The sequence below is a fragment of the Streptomyces xingningensis genome (genome assembly GCF_054957865.1).
In genome coordinates, this window is record NZ_JBDJPF010000008.1 from 101,843 (window position 1) to 117,768 (window position 15,926).

Annotated in this window: 15 protein-coding genes; 5 read left to right on the forward strand and 10 right to left on the reverse strand. The window is 70.0% G+C overall.

The genetic code is table 11. The features are described 5' to 3' along the window. Window positions 1-91 precede the first annotated feature (91 nt). Both ABCR83_RS06865 and ABCR83_RS06870 read left to right on the forward strand, forming a co-directional pair. Window positions 92-1,108 (forward strand): acyl-CoA desaturase, encoded by a 1,017-nt coding sequence (locus ABCR83_RS06865; RefSeq protein WP_462693907.1) that lies wholly within the window; start codon window positions 92-94, stop codon window positions 1,106-1,108. 11 nt (window positions 1,109-1,119) lie between these two features. Continuing rightward, window positions 1,120-1,812 (forward strand): TetR/AcrR family transcriptional regulator, encoded by a 693-nt coding sequence (locus tag ABCR83_RS06870; RefSeq protein ID WP_462693908.1) that lies wholly within the window; start codon window positions 1,120-1,122, stop codon window positions 1,810-1,812. A gap of 27 nt (window positions 1,813-1,839) precedes the next feature. Here ABCR83_RS06870 and ABCR83_RS06875 read toward each other — a convergent pair whose 3' ends face one another. Then, window positions 1,840-2,658 carry a trans-aconitate 2-methyltransferase gene (locus ABCR83_RS06875; RefSeq protein WP_462693909.1) on the reverse strand — a complete coding sequence of 273 codons (819 nt, stop codon included), beginning with the start codon at window positions 2,656-2,658 and terminating at the stop codon, window positions 1,840-1,842. 101 nt (window positions 2,659-2,759) lie between these two features. Between ABCR83_RS06875 and ABCR83_RS06880 the strand changes: the two genes are divergently transcribed. Then, on the forward strand, window positions 2,760-3,257 hold the full coding sequence (locus ABCR83_RS06880; protein ID WP_462693910.1) for a MarR family winged helix-turn-helix transcriptional regulator: 498 nt from the start codon (window positions 2,760-2,762) through the stop codon (window positions 3,255-3,257). Here the strand turns inward: ABCR83_RS06880 and ABCR83_RS06885 are convergent. The 4 genes from ABCR83_RS06885 to galT form a co-directional block, all read right to left on the reverse strand. Further along, window positions 3,216-4,004, reverse strand: coding sequence for a response regulator transcription factor (locus ABCR83_RS06885; protein ID WP_462693911.1), 789 nt, complete (start codon window positions 4,002-4,004; stop codon window positions 3,216-3,218). The two genes, ABCR83_RS06880 and ABCR83_RS06885, sit on opposite strands and share 42 nt — an antisense overlap. A gap of 289 nt (window positions 4,005-4,293) precedes the next feature. Next, window positions 4,294-5,433 (reverse strand): galactokinase, encoded by a 1,140-nt coding sequence (gene galK / locus ABCR83_RS06890; protein WP_462693912.1) that lies wholly within the window; start codon window positions 5,431-5,433, stop codon window positions 4,294-4,296. Further along, entirely contained in the window at window positions 5,430-6,377 is a 948-nt protein-coding gene (gene galE / locus ABCR83_RS06895; RefSeq protein WP_462693949.1) for a UDP-glucose 4-epimerase GalE, read from the reverse strand. The genes galK and galE overlap by 4 nt, the downstream gene beginning before the upstream one ends. A 104-nt stretch (window positions 6,378-6,481) precedes the next feature. Continuing rightward, a complete protein-coding gene (gene galT, locus ABCR83_RS06900; protein WP_462693913.1) occupies window positions 6,482-7,528 on the reverse strand; it encodes a galactose-1-phosphate uridylyltransferase in 1,047 nt (348 codons plus the stop codon). Window positions 7,529-7,659: 131 nt separating this feature from the next. Here galT and ABCR83_RS06905 point away from each other — a divergent pair, with 131 nt between their 5' ends. Further along, complete coding sequence (locus tag ABCR83_RS06905) at window positions 7,660-9,330, forward strand: sodium:solute symporter family protein (RefSeq protein ID WP_462693950.1); 1,671 nt, start codon at window positions 7,660-7,662, stop codon at window positions 9,328-9,330. A gap of 9 nt (window positions 9,331-9,339) precedes the next feature. Beyond that, window positions 9,340-9,570, forward strand: a complete 231-nt coding sequence (locus tag ABCR83_RS06910; protein WP_462693914.1) for a hypothetical protein — start codon at window positions 9,340-9,342, stop codon at window positions 9,568-9,570. Here the strand turns inward: ABCR83_RS06910 and ABCR83_RS06915 are convergent. From ABCR83_RS06915 to ABCR83_RS06935, 5 genes are all read right to left on the reverse strand, one after another. Further along, a complete protein-coding gene (locus ABCR83_RS06915) occupies window positions 9,530-10,243 on the reverse strand; it encodes a response regulator transcription factor (RefSeq protein WP_462693915.1) in 714 nt (237 codons plus the stop codon). The two genes, ABCR83_RS06910 and ABCR83_RS06915, sit on opposite strands and share 41 nt — an antisense overlap. Before the next feature lie 219 nt (window positions 10,244-10,462). Next, a complete protein-coding gene (locus tag ABCR83_RS06920; RefSeq protein WP_462693916.1) occupies window positions 10,463-12,202 on the reverse strand; it encodes an outer membrane protein assembly factor BamB family protein in 1,740 nt (579 codons plus the stop codon). A 171-nt stretch (window positions 12,203-12,373) separates the two neighbouring features. Continuing rightward, window positions 12,374-14,170: an ABC-F family ATP-binding cassette domain-containing protein gene (locus ABCR83_RS06925; protein WP_462693917.1), complete on the reverse strand. Its 1,797-nt coding sequence runs from the start codon at window positions 14,168-14,170 to the stop codon at window positions 12,374-12,376. Between the two features lie 675 nt (window positions 14,171-14,845). Then, window positions 14,846-15,028: a DUF397 domain-containing protein gene (locus ABCR83_RS06930; RefSeq protein ID WP_462693918.1), complete on the reverse strand. Its 183-nt coding sequence runs from the start codon at window positions 15,026-15,028 to the stop codon at window positions 14,846-14,848. Further along, window positions 15,025-15,834: a helix-turn-helix domain-containing protein gene (locus ABCR83_RS06935; protein WP_462693919.1), complete on the reverse strand. Its 810-nt coding sequence runs from the start codon at window positions 15,832-15,834 to the stop codon at window positions 15,025-15,027. Before ABCR83_RS06935 ends, ABCR83_RS06930 begins: the two co-directional genes overlap by 4 nt. Window positions 15,835-15,926 lie beyond the last annotated feature (92 nt).

Sequence of the window (15,926 nt, forward strand, 5' to 3'; positions counted from 1 at the left end):
CTCTTGCCCCGGGCGCGGGCCCTGCCATACTTACGTTGCCGTAGGTTACGGAACCGTAGCCGATGCTCCCCGACCCCCATGAGGGAACCCCATGACTGCAAGCCCCGACGTGCTCGAAGACGCGCCGAAGGCCCCGGAGGGCTCGCTGCCTTCCGCCACCCTGGGTGGCGACAGCAAACGCTCGATCGAGCAGATCACGTTGCTGCTGTTTATCACCGTTCCCTTTGTCGCGCTGCTGGCCGCGGTGCCCTTGGCCTGGGGCTGGGGGGTGAGCTGGCTGGATCTGGGGCTGTTGGTGGCGATGTATTTCATCGGTTGTCATGGCATCACGATCGGTTTCCACCGCTATTTCACGCATGGTGCCTTCAAGGCCAGGCGGCCGCTGCGGGTCGCGTTGGCGATCATGGGTTCGCTGGCGGTGGAGGGGCCGCTGGTGCGCTGGGTGGCGGATCACCGCAAGCATCACAAGTTCTCGGACGTCGAGGGTGATCCGCACTCCCCGTGGCGGTTCGGGGAGACGGTCCCGGCGCTGATGAAGGGGCTGTGGTGGGCGCATATCGGCTGGATGTTCGATGAGGAGCGGACGCCGCAGCAGAAGTACGCGCCGGATCTGATCAACGATCCGGCCATTCGCCGGATCTCCCGCCAGTTCGTGCTGTGGACGACGGTCTCGCTGCTGTTCCCGCCGCTGGTCGGTGGGCTGGTGACCTGGTCGTGGCAGGGTGCGGTGTCGGCTTTCTTCTGGGGTTCGCTGGTCCGGGTGGCGCTGTTGCACCATGTGACCTGGTCGATCAACTCGATCTGCCATGCGGTCGGCAAGCGGCCGTTCAAGTCGCGCGACCGGTCGGGCAATGTGTGGTGGCTGGCGGTGCTGTCCTGTGGCGAGTCCTGGCACAACCTGCACCACGCCGACCCGACGTCGGCGCGGCATGGGGTGCTGAGGGGGCAGGTGGATTCCAGCGCCCGGATCATCCGCTGGTTTGAGCAGGCCGGCTGGGCGTATGACGTGCGCTGGCCGGGGGCGGAGCGGATCGAGTCCCGGCGCAGGCCGCGGGCCGGACACGAGCAGGAGAAGGAGGGTGCCGCCTGGGGGTCCCCTCGGCGGTAGCTGGGAAAGGCATGATTGACGGCGTGGCGTTCGACGGCAAGACCACCACCAACAAGGACCTGGCCCCGGGCTCGGGGGGCAGGCGCACCCGGCGGGTGCGGATGACCGGCGCGGAGCGCCGTGAGCAGCTGCTGGATGTCGGTCGCACGCTTTTCGCGGAGCGGGGGTTCGAGGGCACTTCGGTGGAGGAGATCGCGGCCAAGGCCGGGGTTTCCAAGCCGGTGGTGTACGAGCACTTCGGCGGCAAGGAGGGGCTGTACGCGGTGGTGGTGGACCGCGAGATGCGGCAGCTCCTGGACATGGTGACGGGGGCGCTGACCGCGGGCCATCCCCGTGAGCTGCTGGAACAGGCGGCCTTTGCCCTGCTCGACTACATCGAGACGTATACCGACGGCTTCCGGATCCTGGTGCGGGATTCGCCGGTGGCGCAGTCGACGGGTACCTTCGCCTCACTGATCAGCGATATCGCCACCCAGGTGGAAGACATTCTGGGGCTGGAGTTCAAGGCCCGCGGCTTCGATCCCAAACTGGCACCGCTGTACGCCCAGGCGCTGGTCGGGATGGTGGCGTTGACCGGCCAGTGGTGGCTGGATGTGCGCAAGCCGAAGAAGGCGGAGGTGGCGGCGCATCTGGTGAATCTGGCCTGGCACGGGCTGGACGGACTGGAGCCCAAGCCGCGGCTGATAGGGCACCGCAGGAGTTGACGGTCCCGCGCCCCCGCCGCGGGCCGCTCAGCTCGGCTTCCGGGCCACCACGAAGATGCGGCGGAACGGGAAGAGCGTGCCGTGCGGGCCGCCCGGATAGGCCTTGCGCAGCAGGGGCCGGTAGGCGGTGAGGAACTCCTCGGTCTCCGCCGGGTTGTCGGCGAGCGCGGTCAGCACGGGCCGCAGGCCGGTGCCCTTGATCCAGTCGAGCACCGGGTCCTCGCCGGGGAGCTGGTGGACATAGGTGGTCTCCCAGGCGTCCACGGCGCAGCCGAGGTCCGCGAGCCGGGTCAGATAGTCGGCGGGCTCCAGGACGTGGACGGGGCCGCGCACCACACCGGCCAGCCGCTCGCGCCAGCGGGGGGAGTCGCACAGCTCACGCATCAGCGCGTGGGAGGGCGCGCCGGAGTTGCCGGGGACCTGGAAGGCGAGGATGCCGCCGGGGGTGAGGGCGTCGGTCCAGGCCTTGAAGGAGTCGGCGTGGCCGGGCACCCATTGGAAGGCGGCGTTGGAAGCGATCAGGTCGAAGGGCTCGGCCGGGGTCCAGTCGGCGAGGTCGGCGTGCCCGAATTCGATGCGGCCGCCGCCGCTGGTACGGCCCGCGAAGGAGGCGGCCTCGTCCAGCATTTCGGGGGAGTTGTCAAGGCCGGTGAGGTGGGCGTCGGGCCAGCGCTCGGCGAGGACGGAGGTGCTGTTGCCGGGGCCGCAGCCGAGGTCGGCGATGCGGGCGGGGCGGTCCCGGGCGGGCAGTTCGGGGATGCGCGCCAGCAGGTCGTGGAAGGGGCGGGTGCGGTGGTCGGCGTGGTGGAGGTACTGCTGCGGGTCCCAGGTGGGGGTGCGGTGCATGGCGAGGCCTCCGTGCGGTGGTGGGCTTGGCGCCAGCATCCCCCGACAACTGTCTTGACGTCAAGAGACTTCATGTCGACAGACCGTTTACACTTCTCCCCATGGAGGACGAGGTCGATCGACTGGTCGCTGCGTGGCGCCGGGAGCGCCCTGACCTCGACGTGGAACCACTCGAGGTGCTCAGCCGCGTCAGCAGGCTGGCCCGCCATCTCGACCGGGCCAGGCGCACCGCCTTCGCCGAGCATGAGCTCGAGCCCTGGGAGTTCGACGTCCTGACCGCGCTGCGCCGGGCCGGGGCGCCCTATCAGCTGTCGCCCGGGCAGCTGCTGACCCAGACCCTGGTCACCTCCGGCACGATGACCAATCGCATTGACCGGCTCGCCAAGAAGGGCCTGGTCGAGCGGGAGCCCGACCCCAATGACCGGCGCGGGGTGCTGGTGCGGCTCACCGCGGAGGGCCGGGACCGCGCGGATCAGGCGCTCGCCGGGCTGCTCGCCCAGGAGCATGCGATCCTGGCCGAGCTCTCCACCGCCCAGCGCCATGAACTGGCCCGCTTGCTACGCCAGTTGACCGCCCCGTTCGACAACATCCCCGGCTAGGTCGGCCGGCCCGACCCCGGCCCGCCGGGCCAGCGCCACCGCGGCCAGCGTGGAGTGCACCCCCAGTTTGCCCAGCACATTCTGCATATGGGTACGGACCGTGTGCGGGGAGAGATAGAGGCGCTCGGCCACGGCCTTGCGGCCGAGCCCGGCCACCATGCAGCGCAGCACCTCGCGCTCGCGCGGGGTCAGCGACTCCACCAGGCGCTCGCTCTCGGTGCGGTGCTTGCGCGCCGCCGTCAACTCCCGCAGGACGCCCGTCAGCAGGGCGGGCGGCAGGTGCGTCTCATCCCGCAGCACCCCGCGTATGACCGCGAGCAGCCGGGAGAGCGAACAGTCCTTGGCGACCCAGCCGCCGGCCCCGGCCTGCAGTGCGGCGGCCGCCCGGCGCGGGTCGTCGCGCTCGGCGAGCACCACCGTCCGCACGCCCGGATGGCCCGCGCGCACCCCGGCCACCAGGGAGATTCCATCGACCGTGCCCTCGCCCTGTCCCGGGCCCTCCTGGCCCGGCGCCCGGCGCTGCTCCGGCACCCGCGCCAGATCCCCGGCCACCGTGCCCAGGTCGGCGTCGATCAGCAGGACGTCAAAGCGACGCCCCTCCACCGCCGCGCGCTCCAGTGCGCGCAGCGCGGCCGGCCCGCTGCCGGCCGCCGAGACATCGACATCCTGCTCCGCCGCGAGGGCGGCGGCCAGCGACTCGGCGAAGATGCGGTGGTCGTCGACCACCAGTACCCGAATACGTGCCACAACCACCCCCAATTCCGGGGAGGCGGGCAGTGCGGGTACGGCGCCCGGTACGGGACCGTCACACGCGCACGGCCGCCGCCGTGCCGGACAACTTCCCCACCCCGGGCGTCGTACCTGCCTGTCTCGCCCCCTGATCAGCGTCGGCCCCCACCGGCGCTGTGCACAGCGTACGGCGGGGGTCCGACAACGGAAGGCGAATCGCAAAACTGCTTGACCCAGATGTTTATGGTGAGCTTTCTGTTCAGTATTGGGGTGGTGAACGACAAGTCCCTTGCGGGTGGTTGGTGTCTCAGGGTTGCGCGGCGGCCCCGTCCCCCGGCGTCACGGAGAAGATCCGCGGCGCCCCGTGGCCGGCGAAGGCGAAGGCCTCGGTGATCGCGTCCCGCACCGCCGGCGCGTCTCCCGCGGCGACCAGCACCACCGCCGACCCGCCGAACCCGCCCCCGGTCATCCGCGCCCCCAGCGCGCCCGCCGCGCAGGCCGTGGTGACCACCAGGTCCAACTCGGGGCAGGAGACGGCGTAGTCGTCGCGCAGCGACAGATGACCGGCGGTGAGCAGCGGGCCGGTCTCCGCCACGGCGCCCGCCTCCAGCAGCGCGGTGACCTCCGCCACCCGGTGGTTCTCGGTGACCACATGGCGGACCAGCGGCCGCAGGTCGGGCCCCAAGGAGTGCAGGGCCCTCGGCAGTTGCGGGTAGGGCACATCGCGCAGGGCCCGCACCCCCAGCGCCCGGGCCGCGGTCTCGCAGCCGGCGCGGCGCGCGGCGTACGCTCCGTCGCCCAGCCGGTGCCGTACGCCGGTGTCGGCCACCAGCAGCCGCAGGCCGGGCCCGGCGAGGTCCAGCGGCACCTGGCGGCCGCGCAGGTCACGGGTGTCCAGGTGGAGGGCGTGGCCCCGGGTGCAGCAGGCCGAGGCCAGCTGGTCCATGACGCCGCAGGGCACGCCGACGAAGGCGTTCTCGGCGTGCTGGGCCAGCCGGGCCAGTTCGGGGCGGGACGGCCGGTGCCCGGACAGCTCGGTCAGGGCCAGTGCCGTGGCGATCTCCAGCGCGGCGGAGGAGGCCAGCCCCGCACCCACCGGCACATCGCTCTCCACGTGCACATCCGCACCGTCCATGGCCAGGCCCGCCTCGCGCAACGCCCAGTACACGCCCGCCGGATAGGCGGCCCAGCCCCGCACCGCCCCGGGGGTCAGCGCGGCGGTCCGCAGTTCGATCGCTCCGCCGCCCTGCGCCGCGGAGTGCAGCCGCAGCAGTCCGTCCCCGCGGGGGGCCGCGGCCACCGAGGTGCGCTGGGGCAGGGCGATCGGCAGGACGAAGCCGTCGTTGTAGTCGGTGTGTTCGCCGATGAGGTTGACGCGGCCGGGCGCCGACCACACCCCGGCCGGTTCGGTGCCGTAGACGGCGCGGAATCCGGCCGCGGCGGTCATGCGTCCGTCCGGCGGGCGAACTCCCAGGCATCCGCGATGATCTCGGCCAGCTCGCCGCGGCCGGGCCGCCAGCCCAGGCGTGCGCGGGCCCGCTCGGCGGAGGCGACCAGCACGGCGGGGTCGCCGGGCCGCCGGTCGGCGGTGCGCTCGGGGATGGGGTGGCCGGTGATCTTACGGGCGGTCTCGATGACTTCCCGCACGGAGAAGCCATTGCCGTTGCCGAGGTTGCAGACGAGGTGTTCGCCGGGGCGGGCCGCGGCCAGGGCGAGCAGATGGGCCTCGGCGAGGTCGGCGACATGGAGGTAGTCGCGCACACAGGTGCCGTCCGGGGTCGGATAGTCCTCGCCGTGCACCGAGATGGCCTCCCGCTCGCCCAGGGCGACCTGGAGGATCAGGGGGATCAGGTGTGACTCGGGCGAGTGCCGTTCGCCATAACGCCCGTGCGCCCCGGCCACATTGAAGTAGCGCAGCGAGACGGCGGCCAGGCCATGGGCGGTGCACTGGGCGCCGATCATCTGGTCGACGGCGAGCTTGCTCGCACCATAGGGGCTGGTGGGAACGGTGGGGTCGGTCTCGGTGACCGGGACGGTGGCGGGCTCGCCATAGACGGCCGCGGTGGAGGAGAAGACCAGGGTGCCGACCCCGGCCTCCCGCATGGCGGCGAGCAGTTCAAGGGTGCCGCCGACGTTGTTGCGCCAGTACTTCCCGGGCTCCGCGACGGACTCCCCCACCTGGGAGAAGGCGGCGAAGTGCAGGACCGCGTCATAGGAGCCGTCCAGCCGGCGTGCCGCGTCCTGGACGCGCCCCTCGATGAACTGCGCGCCGGTGGGGACGGCGTCGCGGTGCCCGGTGGAGAGGTCGTCGAGGACGGTCACGGTGTGCCCGGCGGCCAGCAGATGTGCCGTGACCACGCTGCCGATATAGCCGGCTCCGCCGGTGACCAGGCACTTACCGACGTTTCCCGCGCGATGCCGGTCAGCGGAACCCCGGTGGCCTGTCGTTGCGGCCGGGGGTCCGGGGGTTGTCCCCCGGGAAGGCGCAGTGGGGTTCATTGGCTTGCTGCCTCTCGCAGTCGCTCGGCCGCGGCCTCGGGCGGCACATCGTTGATGAACACATTCATGCCGGATTCGGAACCGGCGAGGAACTTGAGTTTGCCGGGAGTACGGCGAATGGTGAAAAGCTCGAGGTGAAGCGCGAATTCATGGCGGTAGGGGTGGTGGAGCGGCGCCTGGTGCCAGGCGGAGACATAGGGCGTGGGCGGCTGCCCGGGGCCGAAGAGACGGTCGAAGCGCCGCACCAGCTCCCGGTGGATCCCGGGCAGCTCCGCCCGTGCGGCCTCGTCGAGCGAGGGCAGGTCGGGCACTCTGCGCCGGGGGTGCAGGTGGACCTCGTACGGCCAGTGGGCGGCGTAGGGCACAAAGGCGGTCCAGTGCTCGCCGGAGAGGACGATGCGGCGTCCGTCGGCCTCCTCCGCCGCCACGGTGTCGTCGAACAGGTTGCGCCCGCCGGTGCGTTGGCGGTGCTCTTCGGCGCGGGCGAGCATCCGCTCGGTGCGCGGGGTGACAAAGGGGTAGGCGTAGATCTGGCCGTGCGGGTGGCCGAGGGTGACGCCGATCTCCCGGCCCCGGTTCTCGAAGCAGAAGACCTGCCGCACGCCGGGGAGGGCGGCCAGTTCGGCCGTGCGGTCCGTCCAGGCGGCGAGCACCAGGGCGGCCCGCCGGTCGTCGAGATCGGCGAAGGACGCCCGGTGATCGGCGGTGAAGCAGACGACCTCGCAGCGGCCCGCGTCCCCGGCGAGGGCGGGGAACCGGTTCTCGAATACGGCCACTTCATAGTCGGCGGCGGGAACCTCGGTGTGTCTGCCGTCCCTTGACGGGCACAGCGGGCACTCGTCGGGTGGCGGGTGGTACGTACGCGCCTGGCGGTGCGAGGCGATGGCAACGGTGTCGCCGAGCAGGGGGTCCCGGCGCAGTTCGGTGACGGTGGCGACCGGGCCGAGCGGGCGGGGGTCGGGGGCGTCGCGCACCGCGTCGTCATCGGAGTCGTAGTAGATCAGCTCGCGTCCGTCCGCGAGACGGGTCACCGTCTTCTGCATTTCTGACGTCCCCTCACCAACACCTTCCCACACAACCAAACACAAGGAATCATGAGTCAACAAGCTTGGTCAACGGTGAGTTCGGTCGACCGTGCGTGTCGACAGTGAGTGAGGTGACCATGCACCACCCCATGCACTACCTGGCCGACGGGCTGCGGCTCCCCGTCAACGGTCTCGACTACACGATCCTGGCGCTCTATTTCGCCGTCGTCCTGGGCATCGGCTTCGCGGCCCGCCGCTCGGTGCGCACCAGCCTGGACTTCTTCCTCTCCGGCCGCTCGCTGCCCGCCTGGGTCACCGGCCTCGCCTTTGTCGCCGCCAACCTGGGCGCCACCGAGATCCTCGGCATGGCCGCCAACGGCGCCCAGTACGGCGCCTACACCGTGCACTGGTACTGGATCGGCGCGATACCGGCGATGGTCTTCCTGGGCCTGGTGATGATGCCCTTCTACTACGGCTCCAAGGTGCGCTCGGTACCGGAGTTCCTGCTGCATCGCTTCGGACCCGCCTCGCACCTGCTGTCCTCGGTGATCTTCGCCGTCTCCTCGGTGCTGATCGCGGGCGTCAACCTCTATGCGATGGCGATCGTGCTCCAGGCGCTGCTGGGCTGGCCGCAGTGGGTGGCGATCGTCGTTGCGGGCTTCTTTGTGCTGGCGTACATCACGCTCGGCGGCCTCTCCTCGGCGATCTACAACGAGGTGCTGCAGTTCTTTGTGATCCTCGCCGCGCTGATACCGCTGGCGGTCGTCGGCCTCAAGCGGGTCGGCGGCTGGGGCGGTCTGGCCGACTCGCTCTCCGCCGCCCATGGCGATGACTTCCTCAGCGCCTGGGGCGGTACCGGCATCGGCCACGCCAACCCGCTGGGCGCCAACTGGCTGACCATCGTCCTGGGCCTCGGCTTCGTACTGAGCTTCGGCTACTGGACCACCAACTTCGCCGAGGTGCAGCGCGCCCTGTCCGCCAGGAACCTCAGCGCCGCCCGGCGCACCCCGTTGATCGCCGCGTTCCCCAAGCTGCTCATTCCGCTGGCCGTGGTGGTGCCGGGGCTGATCGCGCTGGTCATGGAGCCCGCACTGGGCCGGGCGGGCAGCGGACTGAGCTACAACGACGCGATACCGGTGCTGATGCGCGATCTGCTGCCCAATGGAATGCTGGGCATCGCGGTCACCGGGCTGCTCGCCGCCTTCATGGCGGGCATGGCCGCCAATGTGTCGTCCTTCAACACGGTCTTCGTCAACGACATTTGGGCCCCCTATGTCCGGCGGGACCGCACCGACGCCCACTACCTGGCGACCGGGCGGTGGGCGACGGCGGCCGGGGTGCTCGCCGGGATGGGGACCGCCTTTATCGCCTCCTCCTTCTCCAACATCATGAACTACCTCCAGACGCTGTTCTCCTTCTTCAATGTGCCGCTGTTCTGCGTGTTCATCCTCGGCATGTTCTGGAGGCGGGCCACCGCCGCCGCCGGTTTCTGGGGCCTGCTGTCCGGCACCGCCGCCGCGATGGTCAACTACTTCTGGCTCTACCAGCAGCACATCGTCTCGATCCCCTCCGACCAGGGCGCCAACTTCGTCTCCGCGATCGTGGCGTTCGCCGTCGGCGCGGTGGTGATGCTCGCGGTCTCCTATGCCACCGAGCCCAAACCCCTGGCGTCGCTGGCCGGATTCGTCTACGGCACCACCTCCCCCGGCATGGCGCAGCCGCCGGATCCCGGCGACACCGCCTGGTACCGCAGACCCGCCCTGCTGGGCTGGGGCGCGGTGGTCCTCGCCGCCGTCTGCTACCTCCCGTTCTCCTACTGAGGAGTTGCCGTGCAGGATCACCACCGGCTCTTTGACGTACGCCTGGTCATCGGCGGCCTGTTCACCGTCTACGGCCTGATCGTCACCGGGGCCGGGATCGCGGCCTCGGACGCGGACCTGGACAAGGCACGCGGCATCAACATCAACCTCTGGGCGGGCCTGGGCATGCTGGTCTTCGGCGGCGGCTGCCTGCTCTGGCTCAGGCTCCGCCCTGCCGCCCCACCACCCCCCGAGGAGTGACCGCGGCACCGCCCGCCGCACGATCCAGCAGCCCGGTGCGCGCGGCCAGCGCCGCGGCCTCCAGCCGGGAGCCCACGCCCAGCTTCATCAGGACCCGCTGGACGTGCGTGCGTGCGGTGCTGGGCGCTATGCCCATGCCCGCCGCGATCAACCGGGTGTCCTCCCCCTCGGCGACCCGCACCAGCACCTCGACCTCGCGCGGGGTGAGCAGCTGGAGCAGCCGGGCGCCCTCGTCGTCCGGCTGGGCCGCGGGGTTGAGCAGTTCGGCGAACGCGCCCTGCAGCAGCTGTGGTTCGACCGCGGCCTCGCCGGCCCGGGCCTTCATCATCGCCCGCTCGACGCCCTCGATGCGCTCGTTGTGGCGCACATAGCCGGAGGCCCCGGCGGCGAAGGCGGCCGCGATCCCCAGCGGGCTGGGCACCGGGCCGAGCACCACCACGGCCACCTGGGGCCGCTCCCGCTTGATCCGGACCACCGGTTCAAAGGCCCCCGGCTCGGCCGGGGCCGCGGTGCCCAGCAGGCACACCTCGGGCGCCCGGCTCACCACCAGTTCGGCGGCGCCCGCGCTCGGCGCCGCCGCGGCCAGCACCCGGTGCCCTCGCAGCTTCAACGCCGAGGCGAGGGCCTCGGCCAGCAGACGGTGGTCATCGACCACCATGAGCCGCACGCCCATGCGCTGCCCCCCCCTGTCGCCCGCGTACGTCTCCTGTCGCCCTCTTGTCCACCGGAAGCTACACGCTTGTTCGACGTTCCGCGCCCCCTACTGGTGAGAAGTCCCCCGGAATGCCGAAATCCCTGCCAATCATGTGTACTTCGCGTCTGAAACGGATCGTTCAGGCATGTACGCACGATGGACAGGGATTTGGCCGGAGCGCTCGTCAAATGATCAGTATCAGTTGGCTCCCCAGACCGTCGCCAGGTACTTCTTGTCCTTGTCCCAGCGACTGGTCTCGCTGATGTAATCCCGCCCCAGGTAAAGCCGGTTCTGGGACCACAGGACCCCGCCGCGGCCCATCGAGATCTGTTCCTCCACCCGGGAGGTGGAGGCAGGGTTCCGCAACAGCACGTCCAGGGCGAACGTCTTGGGATCGAGGCGCACCACCTGGCCGCCCTGCTGCCACCCGGGCGTCTGGTACGCGATGAGGTACCCGTCCTGGTCCACGGTGAGCGGGGTGAGCTCGGAACTCTTCCGGCCCTCGGCCTTGCCCTTCGACTGGCCACTGGCCAGGTCGAAGCCGACGATCTCGTTGACATCCGCGCCGGCCTTGCCGGTCTGGTGGCTCCTGGTCGGCAGGTAGAGCGTGTCCTTGCCGACCATGGCGGTCTTGCAGCTCTCCACCTGGAGCGAGTCGCAGTGCGGGTCGTAGGTGCCGTTCCCGGCGGAGATCTTGCTGCGCAGCTTGCCGTCCTTGGCGCTGTCGTCGATCACCATGAAGTCCGAGGCACCGGAGGTCGACGAGTCGCTGCCCGCCTTGATCGCGACGACCAGCGGGTCGGTGGACACCACGTTCGCCCCCGCCAGGTTGTTCGGCAGGGTGAACGAGGAGAGCACCGCGCCATTCGGCTTGAGGGTCTGGATCTTCATCAGCGGGTGGTCGTAGTCACCGCAGCGGCGCACCGCGACCAGCTTGTTCCCGCCGCCGTAGCCGCGGTCCACGCAGTCCGTGGTCGGCTGGGGCTTCCACAGTTCCTTGCCGTCGGCCAGCGACCAGGCGGCGCCGCCCGAGAGGCTGCCCGCGGCGACCACGCCGTTGCCGACGGTGACCTCGTTGAAGGAGAGGGTCTGGTCATCGCCCTTGAGGGACTTCTGCCAGAGTTTCCTACCGTTGTTCAGGTCGAGCGCGATCACTTCGGTGCACTGACCGCCGGAGCCGAACTTGGTGCCCTCGGGCTTCTTGTCCCGGACCAGGACCGCGGTCTTGCCGTCGGCGGTGACATGCGGGGAGGCCCAGCAGGTCTCGCCGTCGAGCGGGAGCTCCCACTGCTGTCCGCCGGTCGGCCCGTATCCGGTGATCTTGAAGAGGCCGGCCTTGGCGAAGACCTTGTCGGTGGCCCACATGCCGGGGGCGAAGCGGCCGCTCGGGACCTCGGGCTGGTCGACGCCGAACAGCATCCTGCCGTCCTGGGACTTGGGCTTGTCCTCCTTGCCCCCCTTGTCCTTGTTGCCGCCGTTGCCCTGGTGGTTGTCGGCGCCATGGGCCTTGTCGTGCTTGCCGTCGTCCTTGGTGGCGAACCAGACGCCACCGCCGGCGACCAGCACCAGCGCCACCACGGAGCTGACGATCACCGCCAGGCGCCGCTTGGACTTCCCCCCGCCGGGGCTCGGAGCGCCGCCGGGGAGCGGCGGCTGGGGCGGGTACCCGCCGTACTGCGGCGGCTGCCCGGGATAGCCGTAGCCGCTGGCCTGGGGCGGCTGCCCGGGGTAGCCGTAGCCACCGGTCTGCGGCGCTCCGGGGGGCGCGGGCGGCATCTGCGGGTAGCCGTACGCGGGTTGACCCGGTGGTTGCGGGGGCATGGCGGGCGGGGCGCCGAAACCGGCCGGAGGAGAGTCCTGGGGGGCGCCGAAACCGCCGACCGGCTTCTCCGGAGGGACCCCCTGCGGCGACTGAGGTGGTTGGGGCGGCTGTGACATCAACTTTCCTCTGTGTACGCGGGTCCATGGGCAGGGGACGGAATCCCGCCAGTGAGCGGCAGGCGAGCGGACGTTCTTTGTATCACCCTGCACAAACAGCCCACGGGGCGGCATTGGCCACAGCTCCTGGCCGATACCGCCCCGTGACAAGACTGCTGTCCCGCGGGTGCACTACACCTCTTCGGCGAGTTCCAGCCAGCGCAGCTCCAGTTCCTCACGTTCACCGGCGAGTTCACGCAGCTCGGCGTCCAGCTTGGCCACCGCCTCGAAGTCGGTCGCCCGCTCCGCGATCCGCTCGTGCAGCCTGGCCTCCTGCTCGCTGATCCGGTCGAGCCTGCGCTCGATCTTCTGCAGCTCCTTCTTGGCCGCCCGGGAGTCCCCGGCCGGCCTGGGCTTGACCGCGGGCACGGGCGCCGGGGGCGCCGCGGCCTCGATGACGGCCTGCCGCCGCTCCAGATACTCGTCCAGCCCGCGCGGCAGCATCCGCAGGAAGCGGTCGCCGAGCAGCGCGAACACCCGGTCGGTGGTGCGCTCCACGAAGTACCGGTCGTGGCTGATGACCACCATGGAGCCGGGCCAGCCGTCGAGCAGGTCCTCCAGCTGGGTCAGCGTCTCGATGTCGAGGTCGTTGGTCGGCTCGTCGAGGAAGAGCACATTGGGCTCGTCCATCAGCAGCCGGAGGATCTGCAGCCGTCGCCGCTCACCGCCGGAGAGGTCGCCGACCGGCGTCCACTGCTTCTCCTTGGTGAAGCCGAACTTCTCGCACAGCTGCCCCGCCGTCATCTCCCGTCCCTTGCCCAGGTCCACGCGGTCGCGGATCTGCTGGACCGCCTCCAACACCCGCATGGCGGGGTCGAGTTCGGCGACCTCCTGGGACAGATAGGCCAGCTTGACCGTCTTGCCGACCACCACCTTGCCGCCCGCGGGCTGCTGCTCGCCCTGGGTGCGCGCCGCCTCGGCGAGGGCGCGCAGCAGCGAGGTCTTGCCCGCGCCATTGACGCCGACCAGGCCGATCCGGTCGCCGGGGCCCAGCTGCCAGGTCAGATGCTCGACGAGCACCTTCGGCCCGGCCTGCACGGTCACGTTCTCCAGGTCGAAGACGGTCTTGCCGAGCCGGGAACTCGCGAACTTCATCAGCTCGGCGTTGTCGCGCGGCGGCGGTACGTCCGCGATCAGTTCATTGGCGGCCTCGATGCGGAAGCGCGGCTTGCTGGTACGGGCCGGGGCGCCGCGGCGCAGCCAGGCGAGCTCCTTGCGCATCAGGTTCTGCCGCTTGGCCTCCTCGGTGGCGGCGATCCGCTCACGCTCGGCACGGGCGAAGACATAGTCGCTGTAGCCGCCCTCGTACTCATGGACGGTGCCGCGCTGTACGTCCCACATGCGGGTGCAGACCTGGTCGAGGAACCAGCGGTCGTGGGTGACGCAGACCAGCGCCGAGCGGCGGGCCCGCAGGTGCCCGGCGAGCCAGGAGATGCCCTCCACGTCGAGGTGGTTGGTGGGCTCGTCGAGGACGAGCAGATCCTGCTCGGCGATCAGCAGCTGGGCGAGCGCGATCCGGCGCCGCTCACCGCCGGAGAGCGGACCGATGACGGTGTCCAGGCCCTGTGCGAAGCCGGGCAGGTCCAGGCCGCCGAACAGCCCGGTCAGCACATCGCGGATCTTGGCGTTCCCCGCCCACTCATGGTCGGCGAGGTCGCCGATGACCTCATGCCGCACGGTGGCGGCCGGGTCGAGGGAGTCGTGCTGGGTGAGAACGCCCAGGCGCAGGTGACCGGCGTGGGTGACCCGCCCCTTGTCGGCCTCCTCGAGCTTGGCAAGGATGCGGATGAGCGTGGTCTTGCCGTCGCCGTTGCGGCCGACCACGCCGATCCGGTCGCCCTCGTTCACACCGAGGGAGATGCCGTCGAGCAGTGCACGGGTGCCGTACACCTTGTCGACGGCTTCCAGATTGACCAGGTTGGCTGCCATTGGGCTCCTCGCTTGATGGTGTCCTTTTCAGGATCCCATGTCACGGGTCAAGCCCGGGGGCCAGGCCCTGGTCCGCCCCCGTCGTCGCCCTGGCCGGGCTCAGTCCTCGTCCGCGATAAGGGTGTCCTGCCGGTCGAAGACATTGAGGACCAGGAGCGCTCCGCTGGATGTACGGTCAGTCGACTGCGGGCCGCCCGTGGCTGGTCGCGCCCACGCGGCGGAGCCGCACGGTGTCACAGCCCGCGCGCCCCTTACGGACGCGGTCCTTATGGGGCACGGTACCGCACCGGACTTCCAGAGCCCGCTTACCAAGAGGCAGGGCGGCATAGTGCCTGTGGTCGGGTGACCGTTTCGTTTCGCGCCTTCGGCGCAAAGCGGCAGCTACGGGTCGGAAGCGGGGCGGGCCGGCGCCGGTCGCCGGGTTCCGCTTGAGTGGTTCGCGGTTCACGGTTCGCAGGTGTGCCGGTATCGAAAACCCTCCACCAGCGCCCGAATTCACCCTATTTAGCGGAGGAAAAGGGCGCCAAGTTGAAGCATGGACCAACCGTTGCGCACCACGCCTCCCGCGTGCCTCGCTCGCCTCAGGCGCAGGGGCGGCCCGCGCCCCAGCGCCGTGGCCCGCGCCAACCCCGCCAACCCGTCCGTAGGTTTGCCCGGGGCTGCGCCCCCGGCCCACTATGCGCCGGACGCGTAGGTGATGAAGTGCACCCAGACGGGGGCGTGTATGGCGAGTTGGGGGCCGTCCCTGCGCTTCGAGTCACGTATGTGGACGGTGTGCGGGAGGGCGGCGACTTCGACGCATTGACTGCCGTCCTGTGCGCTGTAGCTGGACTTGAACCATGCCGGTTCGGCACTCATAGCTCTTCTGCCACCTTCTTGATGAATGGGACCGAATCCACGGCGCTGAGAGCATGCATACGGATCACACCGAACCGCTTCATGAGCTTGCTCACTCTCTCTGGATCCGCATTCATCATGCTGGCTGCTTGCGCTTCTTGGTAGCCGTAGTGCGCATGGTCAGAGGTCTCGAGCACAGTGAATGGGCCGCCAAGTCCAGGATGTACACCCAGCCCCATGGGCAGCACCTGGACAAAGACATTGGGCAAATCACCAACTTTCACCAGGTGATTGAGTTGATTTTTCATCACCTCGGATCCGCCCACCATGCTCCGCAGCGCGACCTCATGGATCACGAAGTTGAACATCACGGTTTGCTTCTTCAGCAGTTCCTGCCGCTCCAATCGGGCTGCCACTCGCTTCTGGATCGTCTCCTCGTCCGCGGGAGGGCAGGGACTGGACATGAGTACGCGGGCGTACTCCTCGGTCTGCAACAGCCCGGGAATGAACAGCACGTCGTACCAGTGCAGAGCGATCGCTTCGGCCTCGATCACCATGTACTCACGCGAGCGACTGGCGAACCTCTCCGGTTCCAGGTACGGGTGTGCCGCCCTCAACTTCCCGTGCGCCCCGAACATTTCGTCCGCGATGTCGAGCAACCTCTGCGACGGCCTCCGCCGCCCCTGCTCCATCGACTTGATGGTATCGACCTCATACCCCGCTTCCCTGCCCAGCTCCTCACGGCTGATGTTCGCACCCATCCGCCACAGCTTGAGCTGATTCCCGCACAGCCGCCATGCCAACGGCGACGGAGAGGTCTCACTCATCCCGCACCCCACCCCTCGTACCTCTGTCGATACCAACGGAGGCTATGGCGGGCAAGCGCCGTGCGAGGGGGGTTCAAAAGAACCCCCCTCGC

What these genes read in the sequence shown, in the direction of transcription:
- ABCR83_RS06865 (WP_462693907.1), top strand. Translation starts at nt 92, where the DNA reads ATGACTGCAAGCCCCGACGTGCTCGAAGACGCGCCGAAGGCCCCGGAG.
- ABCR83_RS06870 (WP_462693908.1), top strand. Translation starts at nt 1,120, where the DNA reads ATGATTGACGGCGTGGCGTTCGACGGCAAGACCACCACCAACAAGGAC.
- ABCR83_RS06875 (WP_462693909.1), bottom strand. Translation starts at nt 2,658, where the DNA reads ATGCACCGCACCCCCACCTGGGACCCGCAGCAGTACCTCCACCACGCC.
- ABCR83_RS06880 (WP_462693910.1), top strand. Translation starts at nt 2,760, where the DNA reads ATGGAGGACGAGGTCGATCGACTGGTCGCTGCGTGGCGCCGGGAGCGC.
- galK (WP_462693912.1), bottom strand. Translation starts at nt 5,433, where the DNA reads ATGACCGCCGCGGCCGGATTCCGCGCCGTCTACGGCACCGAACCGGCC.
- galT (WP_462693913.1), bottom strand. Translation starts at nt 7,528, where the DNA reads ATGCAGAAGACGGTGACCCGTCTCGCGGACGGACGCGAGCTGATCTAC.
- ABCR83_RS06905 (WP_462693950.1), top strand. Translation starts at nt 7,660, where the DNA reads ATGCACTACCTGGCCGACGGGCTGCGGCTCCCCGTCAACGGTCTCGAC.
- ABCR83_RS06915 (WP_462693915.1), bottom strand. Translation starts at nt 10,243, where the DNA reads ATGGGCGTGCGGCTCATGGTGGTCGATGACCACCGTCTGCTGGCCGAG.
- ABCR83_RS06920 (WP_462693916.1), bottom strand. Translation starts at nt 12,202, where the DNA reads ATGTCACAGCCGCCCCAACCACCTCAGTCGCCGCAGGGGGTCCCTCCG.
- ABCR83_RS06925 (WP_462693917.1), bottom strand. Translation starts at nt 14,170, where the DNA reads ATGGCAGCCAACCTGGTCAATCTGGAAGCCGTCGACAAGGTGTACGGC.
- ABCR83_RS06930 (WP_462693918.1), bottom strand. Translation starts at nt 15,028, where the DNA reads ATGAGTGCCGAACCGGCATGGTTCAAGTCCAGCTACAGCGCACAGGAC.
- ABCR83_RS06935 (WP_462693919.1), bottom strand. Translation starts at nt 15,834, where the DNA reads ATGAGTGAGACCTCTCCGTCGCCGTTGGCATGGCGGCTGTGCGGGAAT.